Annotated in this window: 18 protein-coding genes; 11 read left to right on the top strand and 7 right to left on the bottom strand. The window is 70.6% G+C overall.

The genetic code is table 11. From position 1 onward, the window contains the following. Window positions 1-87: 87 nt before the first annotated feature. Both ACZ6O0_RS35900 and ACZ6O0_RS35895 read left to right on the top strand, forming a co-directional pair. Window positions 88-1,305 carry an MFS transporter gene (locus ACZ6O0_RS35900; protein WP_465769500.1) on the top strand — a complete coding sequence of 406 codons (1,218 nt, stop codon included), beginning with the start codon at window positions 88-90 and terminating at the stop codon, window positions 1,303-1,305. Further along, complete coding sequence (locus tag ACZ6O0_RS35895) at window positions 1,302-2,504, top strand: MFS transporter (protein ID WP_465769499.1); 1,203 nt, start codon at window positions 1,302-1,304, stop codon at window positions 2,502-2,504. The genes ACZ6O0_RS35900 and ACZ6O0_RS35895 overlap by 4 nt, the downstream gene beginning before the upstream one ends. Before the next feature lie 9 nt (window positions 2,505-2,513). On the opposite strand, the gene ACZ6O0_RS35890 is transcribed toward ACZ6O0_RS35895, so the two are convergent. Continuing rightward, window positions 2,514-3,476, bottom strand: a complete 963-nt coding sequence (locus ACZ6O0_RS35890) for a helix-turn-helix domain-containing protein (protein WP_465769498.1) — start codon at window positions 3,474-3,476, stop codon at window positions 2,514-2,516. 145 nt (window positions 3,477-3,621) lie between these two features. Between ACZ6O0_RS35890 and ACZ6O0_RS35885 the strand changes: the two genes are divergently transcribed. After that, the gene (locus tag ACZ6O0_RS35885; RefSeq protein WP_465769497.1) at window positions 3,622-4,707 is read left to right on the top strand and encodes a hypothetical protein; all 1,086 of its coding nucleotides are present in this window, start codon (window positions 3,622-3,624) and stop codon (window positions 4,705-4,707) included. Between the two features lie 34 nt (window positions 4,708-4,741). Further along, on the top strand, window positions 4,742-6,649 hold the full coding sequence (locus ACZ6O0_RS35880) for a putative Ig domain-containing protein (protein WP_465769496.1): 1,908 nt from the start codon (window positions 4,742-4,744) through the stop codon (window positions 6,647-6,649). On the opposite strand, the gene ACZ6O0_RS35875 is transcribed toward ACZ6O0_RS35880, so the two are convergent. Next, window positions 6,633-6,812 carry a hypothetical protein gene (locus ACZ6O0_RS35875; protein WP_465769495.1) on the bottom strand — a complete coding sequence of 60 codons (180 nt, stop codon included), beginning with the start codon at window positions 6,810-6,812 and terminating at the stop codon, window positions 6,633-6,635. The genes ACZ6O0_RS35880 and ACZ6O0_RS35875 overlap by 17 nt on opposite strands. A gap of 71 nt (window positions 6,813-6,883) precedes the next feature. Between ACZ6O0_RS35875 and ACZ6O0_RS35870 the strand changes: the two genes are divergently transcribed. Continuing rightward, window positions 6,884-7,888: a hydroxyacid dehydrogenase gene (locus ACZ6O0_RS35870; protein WP_465769494.1), complete on the top strand. Its 1,005-nt coding sequence runs from the start codon at window positions 6,884-6,886 to the stop codon at window positions 7,886-7,888. Window positions 7,889-7,979: 91 nt separating this feature from the next. Here ACZ6O0_RS35870 and ACZ6O0_RS35865 read toward each other — a convergent pair whose 3' ends face one another. From ACZ6O0_RS35865 to pcaH, 5 genes are read right to left on the bottom strand one after another with little or no spacing between them, the layout of a single operon-like run. Continuing rightward, window positions 7,980-9,161: a 4-hydroxybenzoate 3-monooxygenase gene (locus tag ACZ6O0_RS35865; RefSeq protein WP_465769493.1), complete on the bottom strand. Its 1,182-nt coding sequence runs from the start codon at window positions 9,159-9,161 to the stop codon at window positions 7,980-7,982. Further along, on the bottom strand, window positions 9,158-9,514 hold the full coding sequence (pcaC, locus tag ACZ6O0_RS35860; RefSeq protein WP_465769492.1) for a 4-carboxymuconolactone decarboxylase: 357 nt from the start codon (window positions 9,512-9,514) through the stop codon (window positions 9,158-9,160). The genes ACZ6O0_RS35865 and pcaC overlap by 4 nt, the downstream gene beginning before the upstream one ends. Beyond that, window positions 9,511-10,611, bottom strand: coding sequence for a lyase family protein (locus ACZ6O0_RS35855; protein WP_465769491.1), 1,101 nt, complete (start codon window positions 10,609-10,611; stop codon window positions 9,511-9,513). The genes pcaC and ACZ6O0_RS35855 overlap by 4 nt, the downstream gene beginning before the upstream one ends. Further along, window positions 10,611-11,150, bottom strand: a complete 540-nt coding sequence (gene pcaG / locus ACZ6O0_RS35850; protein ID WP_465769490.1) for a protocatechuate 3,4-dioxygenase subunit alpha — start codon at window positions 11,148-11,150, stop codon at window positions 10,611-10,613. The genes ACZ6O0_RS35855 and pcaG overlap by 1 nt, the downstream gene beginning before the upstream one ends. Beyond that, the gene (gene pcaH, locus ACZ6O0_RS35845; protein WP_465769489.1) at window positions 11,143-11,895 is read right to left on the bottom strand and encodes a protocatechuate 3,4-dioxygenase subunit beta; all 753 of its coding nucleotides are present in this window, start codon (window positions 11,893-11,895) and stop codon (window positions 11,143-11,145) included. The genes pcaG and pcaH overlap by 8 nt, the downstream gene beginning before the upstream one ends. A 187-nt stretch (window positions 11,896-12,082) precedes the next feature. Here pcaH and ACZ6O0_RS35840 point away from each other — a divergent pair, with 187 nt between their 5' ends. From ACZ6O0_RS35840 to manD, 6 genes are all read left to right on the top strand, one after another. Continuing rightward, window positions 12,083-12,697 carry a sigma-70 family RNA polymerase sigma factor gene (locus tag ACZ6O0_RS35840; protein ID WP_465769488.1) on the top strand — a complete coding sequence of 205 codons (615 nt, stop codon included), beginning with the start codon at window positions 12,083-12,085 and terminating at the stop codon, window positions 12,695-12,697. Continuing rightward, a complete protein-coding gene (locus ACZ6O0_RS35835; RefSeq protein ID WP_465769487.1) occupies window positions 12,694-13,422 on the top strand; it encodes an anti-sigma factor in 729 nt (242 codons plus the stop codon). The genes ACZ6O0_RS35840 and ACZ6O0_RS35835 overlap by 4 nt, the downstream gene beginning before the upstream one ends. A gap of 20 nt (window positions 13,423-13,442) precedes the next feature. Then, window positions 13,443-13,883 (top strand): PaaI family thioesterase, encoded by a 441-nt coding sequence (locus tag ACZ6O0_RS35830; protein ID WP_465769486.1) that lies wholly within the window; start codon window positions 13,443-13,445, stop codon window positions 13,881-13,883. Between the two features lie 108 nt (window positions 13,884-13,991). Further along, window positions 13,992-15,029 carry a LacI family DNA-binding transcriptional regulator gene (locus ACZ6O0_RS35825; protein WP_465769485.1) on the top strand — a complete coding sequence of 346 codons (1,038 nt, stop codon included), beginning with the start codon at window positions 13,992-13,994 and terminating at the stop codon, window positions 15,027-15,029. After that, a complete protein-coding gene (locus tag ACZ6O0_RS35820) occupies window positions 15,026-15,973 on the top strand; it encodes a 2-hydroxyacid dehydrogenase (RefSeq protein ID WP_465769484.1) in 948 nt (315 codons plus the stop codon). The genes ACZ6O0_RS35825 and ACZ6O0_RS35820 overlap by 4 nt, the downstream gene beginning before the upstream one ends. Before the next feature lie 12 nt (window positions 15,974-15,985). After that, window positions 15,986-17,203, top strand: coding sequence for a D-mannonate dehydratase ManD (gene manD, locus ACZ6O0_RS35815; protein ID WP_465769483.1), 1,218 nt, complete (start codon window positions 15,986-15,988; stop codon window positions 17,201-17,203). Window positions 17,204-17,207: the final 4 nt, after the last annotated feature.

Genomic DNA, 17,207 nt, shown 5'->3' with positions numbered 1-17,207 from the left:
CCGCAGCTGCACAAGGAGCAGCCGCTGGCGACAACTTTGCTCATTTTCCTCTTGCCGTGCGCAGCCCGGTCGCGGTTCGATAAGGACATGACGGAAATACGCGCGGCCGGCGCGACGGATGAGCAGAAGATGTCGTACCGGCCGTTGCTGTGGCTGGCGGTGGCGCTGTTCTCGACCGGAATCGACGGGTATGTCCTGGCGGGGCTACTGCCTGCGATCGCCGCGGACCTGCGCGTCAGCGCGGCGGCCGCCGGGCAGTTGATGTCGGTGTTCGCGCTGACCGCGGCGCTCGCGGGGCCGGTGCTCGGAACGGTGACCTCACGGTGGGAGCGCCGTACGACGATCGCCCTGTCGCTCGCCGTCTTCATCGCCGGGAACCTGGTCGTCGGACTCGCGACGCTCTACTCGGTCGCGATCGCCGGCCGGGTCGTGGCGGCGCTGGGCGCCTGCTTGCTGAACGCAGCCGTCACCGGGTACGCGATCGCGCTCACGCCGGAGCGGCATCGCGGCAAAGCGTTGTCGTTCGTGCTCGGCGGGTGGATGGCCGCGACCGCGCTCGGGGTGCCCATCGGCCTGGTGATCGGGCAGTCCAGCTGGCGGTTCCCGATGATCATGGTCGCCGTGGTCGGCAGCATCGCGCTGGTGGGCATCCTGCTCAAGCTCCCGAAGCTGCATCTTCCCGGCGGAACCCTCGTCGACCGGCTGCGCCCGCTGCGGCAGCCGCGGCTGCTCGCCGGCCTCCTGGTCACGACCGGCATCCTGTGCAGCAGCTACGCCTGCTTCACCTACGCCACCCTGATCCTCGGCCCGCACTTCCACGCCGAGTGGATGATCATCGCGATCATGTTCGGGTACGGCGTCGCGAGCATGCTGGGGAACGCGGTCACCGGCCGCCTCACCGACCGCTTCTCCGCGATCCGCGTGCTGACGGTCGTCCTCTCCGGACTGCTGCTGAACGCGATCGTCGGCATGGTCGCCCTGTCACTCTTCCCGCTCACCCTCGCCGCGGCCTGCGGGCTGCTGTGGTTCTTCACCGCGGGTGTCGGCAACGGCGGCGCGGCCGTCCCGCAACAAGCCCGCCTGGCCTCGATGGCGCCGGACTCCGCGACGATCGTGATCGCCCTGAACGGCAGCGCGATCTCGCTGGGCTCCGCGCTGGGTAGTGGGCTCGGTGGCGCCGCGCTGGCCGCCGGCTCCGCCGCCAACGACCTGCTCGGCGTCTCCGCCGTCATCCTCGCCATCACCGTCACCCTGCACCTGATCGTCTCCCGCTCCTCCACGACCGCAAAAGTCGCCGCCGAGTGACGAACACGTGCGCCGCGGAGACCGTTGAGGAGCAGGAGTTCTCGTACCGGCCGCTGGTCTGGCTGGCGGTGGCGACGTTCTCGATGGGAATCGACGGGTACGTCCTGACCGGGTTGCTGCCCGCCGTCGCCGCGGACCTGCACGTGAGCGCGGCGGCCGCGGGCCAGTTGATGTCCGCCTTCGCGCTCACCGCGGCCTTCGCCGGTCCGGTGCTCGGGACGCTGACTTCGCGCTGGGAGCGCCGTACGACGATCGCCACGGCGCTCGGCGTCTTCGCCCTCGGCAACCTGATCGTCGGGCTCGCCACGAACTACCCGATCGCGTTCGGCGGCCGGGTGGTGGCGGCGCTCGGCGGCTGCCTCCTGTACGCCGCCGTCAGTGGGTACGTGATCGCGGTGACTCCGGTCCGGCATCGTGGCAAGGCGTTGTCGTTCGTGCTCGGGGGGTTGCTGACCGCGACCGCGCTCGGCGTACCGGTCGGCCTGCTGATCGGGCAGTCCAGCTGGCGCCTCCCGATGATCCTGGTCGCCGTGATGGGCACGATGGCGCTGGCCGGCATCCTGCGCGGCCTCCCCCGCCGGCATCTCCCGCCGGGCCGGCTGGCCGACCAGCTACGCCCGCTCGGGCGGCCCCGGCTGCTCGGCGCGCTGCTCGTCACCACCGGCATCCTCTGCGGCAGCTTCACCTGCTTCACGTACGCCGTCCTGATCCTCGGCCCGTCCTTCCCGGCCGGATGGATGATCATCGCGATCATGTTCGGGTACGGCGTCGCGAGCGCGGTCGGCAATGCGATCACCGGCCGGCTGGCGGACCGCTTCTCGGCACCGCGGGTGCTCACCGTCGTCCTGGGTGTTCTGCTGCTGAACTCGATCCTCGGCATGGCCGGCCTGATGATCGCCTCGGCCACCGTCGTCGCGGTGACCGCCCTGATCTGGTTCTTCGCCCAGGGCGTCGGCAACGGCGGCGCCGCCGTACCGCAGCAGGTCCGCCTCGGCGGCCTCGCCCCGGAGTCCGCCGCGATCGTGATGGCCCTCAACGGCAGCGCGATCTCGCTCGGTTCGGCGATCGGCAGTGGGCTGGGCGGTGTCGCGCTGGCCGCCGGGACCGCACCGAGCGGCCTGCTCGGCGTCGCGGCCGTCGTCCTCGCCGTCACACTGGGCCTGCATCTGGTCGTCGTCAAAGCCGGAGCGCCGTCCTGACGAAGCGCCTCACTCCCAGCCGCGACGGCCGGCTTGCAGACCGGCTTGGAAGCGGCTGGTCGCGCCGAGTTGCTCCTGGACCTGGGCGATCCGGCGGCGCAACGTCCGGCCGCTGACGCCCAACTGGCGAGCGATCGCCTCGTCCTTCATCCCGCTGGCCAGCAGGTTGATCAGGGTCGTGTCGGGATCGGCGGTGGCCGGCTCGGCCAGCCGGAGCGGCGTGGCCTGGCCCCACAGCTGGTCGAACAGGGCCTGCAGGGCATGGGTCAGCGCGGAGTCCGTGACCACGACGGCCCGCGCCTGGCCCGGCGTCGACGGACCGTCGCCGGCCAGTGGGAGCATCGCGGTCCGGCCGTCGACGATCAGCAGCTTCACCGGGACCTGCGGCAGTACGCGCGACTGTTCGCCTCGCTCGGCCATCGATCGCAGCCGATCGACCCAGCCGGGATGATCCAGCACCTCGGCCGCGTAGATCGCCCGGAACCGGACACCGCGATCCAGCAGGGCGAGCTCGGCACCGGACACCTGGTGGCTGCCGTCGGCGACGTACGGCGGGGTGTCGGTGCCGACCGCCTGTTCGGTTGCTCCACGCAACATGTCGTCGATCCGTGCCTCGATCGCGTCACGGCCGACCGCGATCTCGATCAGGCGGCTCGGCTCGGCCTGCAACTGGCCGGCACTGAACTCCCGGGCCAGCTGATCGGTCATCGCGGCGACGCCGTCCAGGGCCGCCCGCCGCTCGCGCACCAGCATGCCGAGCCCGGACCGCGGATCGACCGGCGCCGGCGCTGCCTCCGAGCCGCTGCGTACCAGACCGGCGGCGATCAGCCGGCCGACCGCGGCCTCGACCGTTGCCTCCGGCTCCTCCACCGCCTCGCTGAGCTGCCCGACCGGGACACCGGGATCACGCAACAACTGCCGGTACACCTGCGCGTCCAACGCGGACAGTCCAATCGCTTCCCAATCAGCCACGGATCGAGGGTAGTTGGCCGCAATCGGCGTTTGGCCGGATCCGGCGCCGCGCGAGCCCGGTCAGGGCTTAGCGTGTCCCGAGGAAGCGTCGTTGTCCGAGGAGTGAACTGTGCGTTTACATGCTGGTCGTTCCACGATCGCCTTGGTGGGCGCGATCGTCACCGCCGTTCTGGTCGGCTCGGGGGCCGCGACCGCCCAGCCCAGTGAGCCGGCGTTCTCGCCGCAGTCGATCGTCTGGCCGACCCAGACCGACGGCTACCTGCTCGGCGGTGTCGCCTGCGGTACGACGACCTGCCCGGCCGAGGTCAAGGCCACCCACGACGGCGGCAAGACCTGGACGACCGCCGGCCGGACGCACAACGGGCTGGCCAAGAGCGGCGAGCCGGGCCTGACCAGCCTGCAGTTCGCCGACCAGAAGTTCGGCTGGGCCTACGACCCGTTCCTCGAGGTCACCCGCGACGGCGGCAAGACCTGGACCCAGGTCCCGGTACCCGGTGGTGACGCCAAGATCCTCAACCTGCTGGCCGCCCCGGACGGCACGTACGTCGTCACGTCCGGGTGCGCGATCGGGACCGGCATCTGCGACGACCGCCCGCTGAAGGTCTGGCGCGCACCGGCCGGCAAGTCGACCGGCTGGAAGCAGCTCGACCTCGCGGTGGCGGCCGACGACCACGTCGCCCTCGACGCCGAGGGCTCGACCGTCTACTTCCTGGCCGCACCGTTCGTCGGGTCGGGTCGCCTGTCCACCCTGCGCAACGGCACGGTCCGGTCCACCAGCCTGGTGACCTGCGCCGACCCCGAGGACGCCACCATCACCGACCTCGCGACGAACGGCCCGGGCCGGGTCTACGCGCTCTGCATGGCGAACTTCGGCCGCGGCCACTCCGACAAGACCCTCCTCGTCTCCGGTGACGGCGGCAAGACCTTCCGGTACGACGCCATCCCCGGTGGACTCGGCCTGGCCAGCCGGCTGGCGGTCGCGCCCGATGGTGCGGTCATGCTGACCACGGTCACCGCGAGCCTGGTCTACAACCGCCCGACGCTGTCGAAGTCGTGGCGCGTCGACCAGAACTGGCTGGAGAACAGCGAGCACATCCACGACCTGGTCTTCCAGTCCGGCACCACCGCGTGGCTCGTCGAGCGCGATGCGGCGTACACGCCGGACACCCAGCTCTGGGTGACCCACGATGCCGGCCAGAGCTGGCAGCAGACCACCGTCGTCCCGGCGTGACGCCGATCCACTCTCGAAGCATCGGAGTACATCTGTGATCTCACTGCGCCGGTTGGCGATCCCGCTGGCCCTGGTCCTGGTCGGTGCCACCACCACGGTGGCCGCCGCGGACGTCCAGGAGTCCCCGAAGGTCGTGGCGAGCTGCGACCAGAAGGTCGAGCCGGGACACTTCACCTGCTTCGCGCAACGACGTGCCGACCTCGGCTTCCGGGCCCGGGTCGCCGGTGCGCCCGCCGGCTACGGTCCGGCCGACCTCCAGTCGGCGTACAAGTTGCCGTCGGCATCGGCCGGCCAGGGTCAGCGGGTGTACGTCGTCGACGCGTACGACGATCCGACCGCCGAGGCGGACCTGGCCGAGTACCGCAACCAGTTCGGGCTGCCGGCCTGTACGACGGAGAACGGCTGCTTCCAGAAGCTCAACCAGGACGGCCTGCCGAGCCCACTGCCGGCCCCGTCGCGCTCGTGGTCGGGCGAGATCTCGCTGGACCTCGACGCGGTCTCGGCGGTCTGCCCGCACTGCGGCATCACGCTGATCGAGGCGAACTCCGCCAGCGACGACCTCCTCAAGGCGGTCGTGACCGCCAACCGGCTGGGCGCCAAGTTCGTCTCGCTGAGCTGGGGCGGACCGGAGTCGGCCGACCTCGCCGAGCTCGACAGCACCTACTTCGACCAGCGCGGTGTCGTCTACGCGGCCTCGACCGGCGACAGCGACTACGAGGCCGGCGTCTCCTACCCCGCGAGCTCGGAAGCCACGACCGCGGTCGGCGGTACGACGCTCACGAAGGACGACTCGGCGCGCGGCTGGACCGAGACGGTCTGGAACAGCTTCCTGGGCGACGGCACCGGTTCAGGGTGCTCCGGCGTGATGGCCAAGCCGAGCTGGCAGTCGGTCATCCCGGCGGCGGTCTGTTCGCAGCGCGCGGTCGCGGACGTGTCCGCGGTGGCCGACCCCGCGACCGGTCTCGCCGTGTACCAGACCACCGGCGGCGACGGCTGGGCCGTGTACGGCGGAACCAGCGCCGCGGCACCGATCGTCGCCGCGATCTACGCACTTGCCGGTGACCCGGACCCCGCCTCCCGTCCGGCGAGCTACCCGTACGGCGTCACCGGCAACCTCAACGATGTTGTCCAAGGCAACAACGGCGACTGCACCCCGGCCGCGCTGTGTACGGCGCAGGCCGGCTGGGACGGCCCGACCGGCCTCGGGACGCCGGACGGCACTCGCGCACTCACCTCGCCGACCAAGGGCAACCGGATCACGGTCACGGCGCCGGCGCAGCAGTTCAGCGCGGTCGGTGACCTCGTGCTGCTCCAGGCCCGCGCGACGGACTCTGGTCATCGCTCAGTTCGGTTCGCCGCGACCGACCTGCCGACCGGACTCCGGCTCGACGCGTCGAGCGGCGTCATCTACGGTCGGCCGACCCAGCCGGGCGTTCACTCGGTCACGGTGACCGCGACCGACTCGACCAAAGCTCGGGGCAACACCGTGATCAGCTGGGTGGTCAGCACCAAGCAGGGTGCGCGCGGCGTAGTGAATGGTGACTTCGAGGCCGGCGCAGGCGGCTGGACGCAGACCGCGGACGTGATCCGCGCTGACGGTCAGTACAGCCACAGCGGCCTCGGCTACGCCTGGCTCGGCGGCACGGGCACAGCCCACACCGACTCTCTCAGCCAGCACGTCACGGTCCCGTCCTTCGGCCGGCCCACGCTCCACTTCGCGCTGCGAGTCGCGGGCGTCGCATCCCAGGACGTACTTCAGTTGACCGTCGATGGTCACGCGGTCCGCAGCTACACGAGCGCCCAGAGCGGTCCGTCGTACCGCGATCAGGTTGTCGACCTCACGCCGTACCGCGGCCGGACCGTCACCCTGGCCTGGGTCAGCACCGAGGACGAGGGGACCCCGACGACCTTCCTCGTGGACGACGTCAGGATCGACCGCTGACGAGTTGCCACCACGCATCGCGACCGAAGGACCAGAGCAGCGACAGCAGGCCGATCAGCACGACCCACCAACCGGTGACGTGCACGGCGGCGAGCGAGATCGACAGGAGCAACGTCGTGCCGGCATCGACCGCTACGGGGCGGACCACGGCAGATGTCGGCATCAGCACGTCACGCTACGTCGGAATCGTTCTCTTGACGTCCGCGGGGCCGGTGCGGTTCATAGGATCCTTCCGTGACCCAGAAGATCCGCACGTTGCTGGTGGCTACGCCCTCGTTCCGGAAGATGGTGTTCTCCGCCGCGAGTGTGGCGCGGCTCGAGGCTCTCGGGGAACTCGTCGTCCTCGATGATCCGACGGACGCCGATGCGCTCATGACCGCTCTGCCGGGTTCCGACGTACTCGTCACCTCGTGGGGTGCGGCGCCGCTGACCGCGGAGGTGCTGGATCGCGCGGACCGGCTGCGGCTGATCGCGCACAGTGCCTCGTCGGTCAAGCATTTCGTCACCGACGAGGTGTTCCGCCGCGGCCTCCGGATCACTCAGGCCGGACAGGCGATGGCGCGTCCGGTGGCCGAGGTGTCGTTGGCGTTCACGCTGACGATGCTGCATCGGATCCATCGGTACGACCACGCGCTGCACCGCGGAGCGACCTGGCAGGAAGCGATCGCGGCGCCCGCTCAGCACGGCATCAGCGGCTCCCGGATCGGCGTGGTCGGCGCCTCCCGGACCGGCGTCGAGTACATCGCGATGCTCGTCGCCCTCGGTGCCGAGGTCGTCATCCACGACCCCTATCTGACCGACGAGCGCGCGGCAGAGCTCGGCGTACGACGGCTCGACCTGGACGAGCTGCTCCGGACCAGCCGGGTGGTGGCCCTGCACGCGCCGACCCTGCCGGAGACACGCGAGCTGATCGGTGCCCGCGAGCTGGCGCTGATGCCCGAGGGCTCGGCTATCGTCAACACCGCACGCTCCTGGCTGGTCGACTCCGACGCGTTGCTCACCGAGCTGCGCACCGGCCGGATCGACGCCGCCTTGGATGTCTTCGACGAGGAGCCCCTGCCGACCGACAGTCCGCTCCGCGGACTGCCCAACGTCCTGCTCACCCCGCATCGCGCCGCCGGCACGGTCGAGTGCTACCTCGAGATGGGCGAGATCGTCGCCGCCGAGATCGAGCGCTACGCCACCGGCTCGGCCTTGCGGTACGAACTCACCGAGGCCGCCCTCGCCCGGATGGCTTGACCTGAACCGGGCGAGCCCGAGAGGAGCACCTCTCCCGAACCCGCCCAGGCGTACCAGCTTCACAGCCCGCGATACACGTGGAAACGTCTGATCAGGTCGGCCAGCCGGTGTAGGACTCGGCGAGGAAGGCCGCGCCGTGGGCGGAGTCGACGACGGCGGACAGCTCGGCCAGTTGGCGGCGTACGTCGAAGTCCGCGGCGTCGGGCACGGTGTGGAGCAGCATGGTCAGCCAGGCGGAGAAGTACTGCGCCTTCCACACCCGCGACAGCGCCCGCGACGTGTAGGTGTCGAGGGCCGGCCGGTCGTTCTTCAGTACGGCGCGCTCCAGCACCTCGGCGAGGACACGTACGTCGGCGAGCGCGAGGTTGAGCCCCTTGGCGCCGGTCGGTGGCACGGTGTGCGCGGCATCGCCGGCCAGGAACAGGTTGCCGTGGCGGATCGGCTCGCAGACGTACGAGCGGAACGGCAGGACGGTCTTGCTGAAGATGCGGCCCTCCCGCAGTGCGAAGCCGTCCGCGCCGGCCAGCCGGGCCTGGAGCTCGGACCAGATCCGGTCCTCCGACCAGTCGTCGACGGACTCCTCCGGCGAGCACTGGAAGTACATCCGCTGCACGGATTCGGTGCGCTGGCTGATCAGCGCGAAGCCACGGTCGGAGCGGGTGTAGATCAGGACGTCGTTACTCGGCGGCGCCTCACACAGGATGCCGAACCACGCGAACGGATACTGCCGGAAGTACTCCTGCCGGCCGGCCACCGCGGACCGGGTCATGCTCCGCGAACCATCGGCACCCACCAGGAGATCGCACCGGATCTCGTGCTCGACTCCGTCCGCGTCGGTGAACAGCATCCCCGGCCGGTCCGTCGTCATGTCGACAATCTGCGTGTCGACAACGCCGTACCTGACGTCGCCACCGTCGCGCTCGCGGGCGGCGGCGAGGTCGAGGAAGACATCGGTCTGCGGATACAGCCAGGTCGACGCGCCGACGAGTCCCTGGAAGTCGATCCGGTGACTGACCCCGCCGAAGCGCAGGTCGATCCCCGGGTGCTCGTGGCCCTCCCGCAGCACGCGGTCCGAGACGCCCGAATCCACCAGCAGCCGGACGCTGTCGCGCTCGAGGATGCCGGCCCGGTGCGTCCGCTCGATCTCCGCGCGGCCGCGAATCTCGATCACCACCGACTCGATGCCGGCGACGTGGAGCAGGTGCGAGAGCATCAGGCCGGCCGGACCACCGCCGACGATGCCGACCGTCGTCCGACCCACGCGGCGCGTCACTCGGGATCCTTCAGTACGGCGCCCGCCACCGCGAAGGCGTGGTTGGCGGCCGGGACACCGCAGTACACCGCGGTCTGCAGGATCACCTCCGCGATCTCCGCCCGCGTCAGACCGTTGCGGAGTGCCGCGCGCAGGTGGAGCTCGAGCTCGGACCAATGGCCGTTGGCGATGAGAGCGGTCAGCGTGATCATGCTGCGGGCCCGGCGATCCAGCCCGGGCCGCGTCCAGATCTCGCCCCACGCGTAGCGCGTGATGAACGCCTGGAAGTCCTTGCTGAACTCGCTTCCCGCTCGATCCACGTGAGCCTCACCGAGCACTTCCCGCCGCACCGCCATGCCGTCGTCGTAGCTCATGACTTCCTCCATCGGGCGAGCGCGAGATCGATCAGGGAATCAGTCGCACCCAGGTACGACGCCGGGTCGCCGGGGGCACCTCGCTCACTCACCAAGTCACCTGCCGCCGACTCCACCCGACGACGCATCACCTCCGGGTTCACCTCGAGACCGTTGACCAGATCAGCAGCCTGGCTCGAAGCCGTGAGCGTCAGCTCGAGCAACCGCCGGATGGCCGGCCACTCGGCGTGCCAGGCGCCCGGCGACCGTTCGTCCTGGCTCTCAGCCGCACACAGATGCAGCTGCGCACCCAACTGCGGCGCCTGCAACGCCGCACTCCGGACTAGGACGCTCAGCACCGGATTCTTCTTGTGCGGCATCGTCGACGACCCACCGGCCGACGTGTCCCGCACCTCGCCGATCTCAGGCCGCCCGAGCACCAGCACATCCCCCGCGACATGCCCGAGCGCATCACACGTCTCCACGAGCGCGTCCCCCAACCGCGTGACCGGCGTACGACGCGTGTGCCAACTCAGCTCCGGCGCAACCAGATCCAGCTCCGCGGCCAACGCTTGTACGGCCGCGATCGGATCAGGCAGCAGCTCACCCACGAATGCCAGCGTCCCGGCCGCGCCCCCGCACTGCACCGGGAACGTGAGTGCCCGCAGGCCATCGCGAGCATCGAGCACGCCGGTCAGCCACTGCGCCGCCTTGAGCCCGAAGGTCACCGGCACGGCGTACTGCGTCAACGTCCGCCCGGCCATCACCGACTCCCGGTGCTCAGAAGCCAACCCAGCAAGGGATTCCGCCACCCGATCAAGGTCTCCGGCAACGCGCGCCGCAGCGTCCCGCGCCAGCAGCATCAGCGCCGTGTCGAGCACGTCCTGACTGGTCAGACCGCGGTGCACCCCCTCGACCTGCAGCGACTTCACCAACGGCAGCACAGGATTCCCGGCCGCCTCGACCTCGGCGGCCGCCGGCTCGACCGCCTTCAGCTCGTCCGGAAGGCCGAGCACCCGCAGCCACGCCGCCTCGACCCGAACGAGCGCCTCCACCAGCGCGTCATCGTCCACCACGCCGGCAGCGCGGTGTGAGCCCGGCTCGAGCAGCGACGCCATCACGAATACCTCAGAAACACCGTCTCACGCGGCCCCTGCAGGTGTACGTCGAAGCGCAGACTCCCGTCCTCTTCCCGTACGGCGATCAGGGTCGATCGCTCGTCCTCGGCCAACCCGGCCAACAACCCATCACTCGACCCCGGGAGATAGATCCTTGTGAACAGCCGGTTCAGCAACCCCCGGGCGAAGAACGTGACCGCGAAGAACGCCGCCGCCCCCGGCTCCACCGGCGCCGGCTCGACCGTGCTGAACCAGTAGTGACCGGTCGGGTCCGTGTTGCTGCGGCCCCATCCCGTGAAGCGAGTGCTGTCCCGCCGCATCGATCCCTCGATCGCCGGGACCACGCCGGCAGCGTCGGCCTGGCGGATCTCCAGCAGCGCGTCGGGCATGCCGTTGCCGTCCCCGTCGTACACGTAGCCGTGCAACCACACTGAGCCCGGTGTCCCCCGGCGTACCAGCTCCCGATCGCCCGGGTACGGCAGGGCGTAGTGGAAGAAGGGGCCGACCGTCTGGCCGGGGGTGGGCGCGAGGTCAGTCATCCGCGCGCTCCATCAGGGTCGCGTGGCCGCCGGTCAGGACGATGTCCCAGCGGTAGCCGAGCAGCCGTTCGTGTTCGGACAGGCTGTGGTCGTACGTCGCCACCAGCCGCTCGCGATCGCGGGGATCGGTGATCGACTGGTAGATCGGATCGAGGGCGAACAGCGGGTCACCGGGGAAGTACATCTGGGTGACGAGGCGCTGGGTGAAGTCGGTGCCGAACAGCGAGAAGTGGATGTGCGCCGGGCGCCAGGCGTTGCGGTGGTTCCGCCACGGGTACGGTCCGGGCTTGATCGTGGTGAACGAATACCAGCCGTCGTCGTCGGTGAGGCACCGGCCGACTCCGGTGAAGTTCGGGTCCACCGGCGCCGGGTGCTGGTCGCCCTTGTGCACGTACCGGCCCGCGGCGTTCGCCTGCCAGATCTCCACCAGTTGCCGCCGGATCGCGCGGCCCTCGCCGTCGACGAGCCGGCCACGCACCAGAATGCGTTCGCCGATCGGCTCGCCGTCGCGCTGCAGGGTCAGATCCGACTCCAGGACACCGACGTCGGAGTGCCCGAACACCGGCGCGACCAGCTCCGCGCCCTCTGGGTCGGCGTGCCGCAGCTCCTTGGTCGGATGCCGCAGCAAGGTGCTCCGGTACGGCGGGAAGTCGAGCCGCGGCTGCCCGTCGCCGGGACGGGTGTCCGCGTGGATCTTCTCAATCTCGTCGCTGATGACGCGCTGGCTGGTGAGCTCTGCTGTCACCTGCCCAGGCTAGGAGCCGGACCGCCCGGCGGAGACCCGGAAATTCCACTCAACGGAAGCCCATCCGCCCCCGGCGCGGCTCCGAACGACAGGTGTCAGCAACCCCGTCAGGAAGAGGTCACGCCATGACCGCCAACGCTACGGTGTACTTGATCGACTCTGCCCTGATGCCACCTGCGAACTGACCGTGAACGAACGCACCCCGCTACCCTGGCCGGCCGGGTCGCACCAGCGACCCGGTGAGATCACGGACGGCGACCTGCTGGCGCTGACCGCCGGCGGTGACGTCGCCGCCTTCAGCGCGCTCTACGACCGGGTCACCCCCTGGGTGTTCGGCCTGGTCCGACGGATCCTGCGCAACCCGGCCCAGTCCGAGGAGGTGACCCAGGAAGTGATGATCGACGTCTGGCGGACCGCGACGAGGTTCGACCCCGAGCGCGGCTCGGCCCACTCGTGGATCCTCACCATTGCCCATCGGCGGGCGGTCGACCGGGTCCGCTCCGAACAGGCCGCGGCCGATCGCACCGAGCTCGCCGGGGTCCGGTCCGCCGAGGTCGACTTCGACCAGGTCTCCGACACCGTGACCACCCGGCTCGAGGCGGAACAGGTACGGCGCTGCCTCGGTTCGCTGACCGAGCTCCAGCGCGAGTCGATCGAGCTGGCCTACTACAACGGCTACACCTACCCCGAGGTCGCCCAGCGGCTCGGGGCCAAACTGCCGACCATCAAGGCGAGAATGCGCGACGGGCTGATCCGTCTCCGCGACTGCCTAGGAACCACCCACGGGGGGCGGACGCCATGACAGAACCCGACGTGCACACGCTCACCGGCCCGTACGTCCTCGACGCGCTGCCGATCGACGAACGCGACCGCTTCGAGACACATCTCGCCGAGTGCACCTTCTGCACCACCGAGGTCGCCGAGCTGCGCGAGGCCGCGGTCAGACTCGCCACCCAGGTCTCGACCCCGCCGCCGCCCGCCCTCAAGGCGAACGTGCTCGCCGCGATCGACCACGTCCGCCAGCTCCCGCCGCTGGTCCCCGGGGAGACGGCCGCCGAGCCACCACCGGCCCGCCGCCGCTACACCCGGCGATCGGTCCTGGCGCTGGCCGCGGCCGCACTCGCGGTCGCCGGCACCGGTGGGATCGCGATCGACCAGTACCGCGACAAGATCGCCGCGGTGCAGGCCAACGAGCGGATGGCCGCCGTCCTCTCGCAGCCCGACGCCCGCACGGTCCACGGTCCGGTCAAGGGCGGAGGCCAGGCCACCCTCGTGACGTCCGCGAGCGCCGACGCGGCAGTCGTCGTACTCAAGGATCTCCCGGAGTTGCCGAGCGACCGCACCTGGCAGCTATGGATGATCGACCCGGACAAGACCGCCCACTCCGTCGGCCTGGCCTCGGGCGACCTCACCCAGGTCCTCAACGGCTCCGTCACCGGCATGGTCGCCTTCGGCCTCACCGTCGAACCCCGCGGCGGCTCCGCCACGCCCACCCTCCCCACCGCAGCCACCCTCCCCGTGACCTGACCGCGAGTACTGTCGCCCGCATGGAAGAGGCATCGGCCGAGGTTCAGACCAGGGTCAGGGCGAGCTTCGAGCGGCAGGGGCTGATGCAGCACCTCGGCGCACGCCTCTCACACATCGGGCCGGGCCGGGTGCACATCGTCCTGCCGAGCCGTCCCGAGGTCACCCAGCAGCACGGCTACTTCCACGCGGGGGCGACCAGCGCGATCGCGGACAGCGCCGGCGGGTACGCCGCGTTCACGGTGTTCCGGCCGGAGAGTTCCGTGCTCACGGTCGAGTACAAGATCAACCTGCTCGCGCCGGCCGAGGGCGATCACCTGGAAGCGGTCGGGACGGTGCTGAAGGCCGGCCGCACCCTGACCGTCTGCAACCTCGAGGTCTACGCGGTCCACGGCGCCGACCGCAGCCATGTCGCCACCGGGCAGCAGACCCTGATCCAGATCGAGTCCCGCCCCGAGCGCTGACCCCCGCTGGGTCACCTCGCCCGGGTCCCGTGCGTTCCGAGGTCTTGACAAGTTTGCGCAAGTTGCCGCAATCTTGCCGAAACCTTGGAGCAACCTCGGGAGCGATCTGTGAACCCCACCCTGACGGACGTCGCGCAGCGCGCGGGTGTGTCGTTGTCGACCGCCTCGCGGGCGTTCAGCGACCCCGACCGGATCGGCCGGGACACCCTGCGCCGGATCATCACCGCCGCCGAGGAGATCGGGTACGTCGCCTCGGCCGGCCGCCGCTCCCGGGCCGCGAGCCTGCCGACCCGCTCGGCCACGGTCGCGATGATCGTCCCGGACATCGGCAACCCGGTGTGGGCGAGCTTCGTCAAGGCCGCCCAGGCGCACGGCTGGAACCGTCGCCAGACCGTCGTGCTGACCGACACCGACGGCAGCCCGGACCGCGAGCGGGAGATCATCGGCGAGCTGCACGAGCGGGTCGACGGGTTCGTCGTCTGCTCACCCCGCCTGCCCGCGCACGACATCGTCGAGCTGTGCGGTGACACCCCGCTCGTCCTGGTGAACCGGACGAGCGACGAGACGAACAGCGTCGTACCGGACTCGGTCGACGGCCTGCGGCAGGCGCTGGAGTATCTGCGCGTCCTCGGCCACGAGCACGTCGCCTACGCCCAGGGCTCGCCGCTGTCCTGGTCGAACCAGACCAGGGTCGCAGCGATCCAGCAACTGGCCGACCAGGCCGACATCGAGCTCTCGGTGCTCGGCTGGCAGGCCGAGACCGTGGCCGGCGGCCAGGCCGCGGCGGCCAGCGTCGTCGCGTCCGGTGCCACCGCGGTGATCGCCCACAACGACCTGATGGCGCTCGGCATCATCGCCGGCGCAGCCACCCTCGGTGTCGAGGTGCCCGGCGACCTGAGCGTGATCGGCATCGACGACACGCCGCTCGCGCAGGTCGGCCGGCCGACGCTGACGAGCATCCAGGTGCCGATGTCGCGGGCCGGCGTGATGAGCGTCGACATGCTGCACCAGCAGCTCAGCGCCGAGCCCGGGCAACCACCGGCGGAACCGCGCACGGTCACCCTGCCGACCCAGCTGGTCGTCCGCCAGAGCACCGGCCCGGTGGCCGGCTGGACCCCCGCCCGCCGGGAACGGAACGACGCATGAGAGTCGTCATCACCGACCCGAACCTGCTCCCCCTGCGCGCCGAGTTCGAGACGCTGGTCCCCGCCGGCACCGAGGCGGTCTGGCTGCCGAGCGACGTCCTCGACGTGCTCGCCACCGCGGACGTCCTGGTCGGCCCGGCCTTCACACAGGCGATGGCGGACGCCGCGCCCGGCCTCCGGCTCGTCCAGGTCGCGGGCGCCGGGACCGACCGGATCGAGGCGACCGGAGTTCCGGTCGCGAACACCTACCACCACGAGGACTCGATCGCGGAGTACGTCGTCTGGGCCTTGATCGCCCTGCGCCGCGAGCTCCCCCAGGCCGACGCCGCCCTCCGCCAGGGGCGGTGGCGCTCACCCGTCTACGAACCCTCGATCGAGCAGCCGCAGACTCTGCAGAGCGCGAACGTCGGGTTCGTCGGATTCGGCCACATCGGCCGCGCCACCTGGCGTGTGCTGCAGGCCTTCGGTGCGCGGGCCCGAGCGGTGACGGCGAGCGGCAGGACCGAGGCGGAAGGCCTCGACTGGGTTCGTGACACGGCCCAGCTCCCCCGCCTGCTGGACGAGTCCGACGCACTCGTCGTCTCCGCGCCACTCACCGAGACCACCCGCGGCATCATCGGTGCCCCCGAGCTCGAGCGACTCGGGCGAAACGGCGTACTGGTGAACGTGGCCCGCGGCCCGCTCGTCCAGGAGCAGGCGCTGTACGACGCTCTGCGCGACCACACGATCCGGGGCGCCGCCCTGGACGTCTGGTACTCGTACCCGGCCGAAGGCAACCACGGCAAGCCGGCCGACGCACCGTTCGGCGACCTCGAGAACGTCCTGCTCACGCCGCACCTGTCCGGGATCACCCGGCAGACGTTCCGCGGCCGCATCCACGACATCGCCGCGAATCTCCACGCCCTTGCCGAGGGCAACGATCTGCGCAACGTCGTCCGTCCCTGAAGGGTTACCGCCATGAGCGACCGCATCGTCACCGCCGAGGTGATCCTGACCAGCCCCGGCCGGAACTACGTCACCCTCAAGCTGCGAACGGCCGAAGGCCTGGTCGGGTACGGCGACGCCACCGTGAACGGCCGCGAGCTCGCCGCCGCGAGCTACCTGCGCGACCACGTCACCCCGCTGCTGATCGGCACCGACCCGGCCCGCATCGAGGACACCTGGCAGTTCCTCTACCGCGGGGCGTACTGGCGTCGCGGGCCGATCACGATGGCCGCCATCAGTGCGGTCGACCTCGCGCTGTGGGACATCAAGGGGAAGGCCGCCGGCATGCCGGTGTACCAACTGGTCGGCGGCGCCGTCCGCGACCGGGTCCTCGCGTACACGCACGCCTCGGCCTGGGAGCTTCCGGAACTGCTCGACGCGATCGACGCCCGCCGCGCGGACGGATTCCGGGCCGTCCGCGCGCAGTCGGGCGTACCAGGCCTCGAGACCGTGTACGGCGTGCATCGTGAGGCGACCGGGTACGAGCCGGCGAAGCGTGGCGCCGCGCCGGTAGTGGAGACCTGGGACACGGACGCGTACTTGCGCCACGCCCCCGCCGTACTGACTGCTGTTCGGGAACACGTCGGCCCGGAGTTGGCTCTGCTGCACGACGCTCATCACCGGCTCACGCCGCAGCAGGCCGCGCGGCTCGGCAAGGCGCTCGAACCCGCGGACCTGTTCTGGCTCGAGGACGTCACCCCGGCGGAGAACCAGGAGGCCTTGCGCCTGGTCCGCCGGCACACGACCACCCCGCTGGCGATCGGCGAGGTGTTCAACACGATCCACGACTGCAAGGACCTGATCACCGAGCAACTGATCGACTACATCCGGGTCGCGGTCGCGCATGCCGGCGGGATCAGCCACCTGCGCAGGATCTTCGCCCTGGCCGAGCTCTACCAGGTCCGCGCCGCACCGCACGGCCCGTCCGATGTCTCGCCGGTCTCGTTCGGCGCGAGCGTGCATCTCGGCCTGTCGACGCACAACTTCGCGATCCAGGAGTACATGGGCTACGACCCGATCGCGCACGAGGTGTTCCCGCACGCGTGGTCGTTCGACGACGGTCACCTGCACCCCGGCGAGGCTCCCGGGCTGGGCGTCGAGCTCGACGAGGAGCTGGCCACGAAGTTCCCGTACGAACCCGCCTATCTGCCCGTCGCACGCCGCCTCGACGGCACGATGACGGACTGGTGACGCC

The sequence above is a fragment of the Kribbella sp. NPDC048837 genome (assembly GCF_055586945.1).
The sequence above is the reverse complement of the archived record's forward strand: the minus strand, read 5'-3'. Positions and strand labels throughout refer to the sequence as shown.

What these genes read in the sequence shown, in the direction of transcription:
- ACZ6O0_RS35875 (WP_465769495.1), bottom strand. Translation starts at nt 6,812, where the DNA reads ATGCCGACATCTGCCGTGGTCCGCCCCGTAGCGGTCGATGCCGGCACG.
- ACZ6O0_RS35820 (WP_465769484.1), top strand. Translation starts at nt 15,026, where the DNA reads ATGAGAGTCGTCATCACCGACCCGAACCTGCTCCCCCTGCGCGCCGAG.
- ACZ6O0_RS35855 (WP_465769491.1), bottom strand. Translation starts at nt 10,611, where the DNA reads ATGGCGTCGCTGCTCGAGCCGGGCTCACACCGCGCTGCCGGCGTGGTG.
- ACZ6O0_RS35900 (WP_465769500.1), top strand. Translation starts at nt 88, where the DNA reads ATGACGGAAATACGCGCGGCCGGCGCGACGGATGAGCAGAAGATGTCG.
- pcaG (WP_465769490.1), bottom strand. Translation starts at nt 11,150, where the DNA reads ATGACTGACCTCGCGCCCACCCCCGGCCAGACGGTCGGCCCCTTCTTC.
- pcaC (WP_465769492.1), bottom strand. Translation starts at nt 9,514, where the DNA reads ATGAGCTACGACGACGGCATGGCGGTGCGGCGGGAAGTGCTCGGTGAG.
- ACZ6O0_RS35830 (WP_465769486.1), top strand. Translation starts at nt 13,443, where the DNA reads ATGGAAGAGGCATCGGCCGAGGTTCAGACCAGGGTCAGGGCGAGCTTC.
- manD (WP_465769483.1), top strand. Translation starts at nt 15,986, where the DNA reads ATGAGCGACCGCATCGTCACCGCCGAGGTGATCCTGACCAGCCCCGGC.
- ACZ6O0_RS35835 (WP_465769487.1), top strand. Translation starts at nt 12,694, where the DNA reads ATGACAGAACCCGACGTGCACACGCTCACCGGCCCGTACGTCCTCGAC.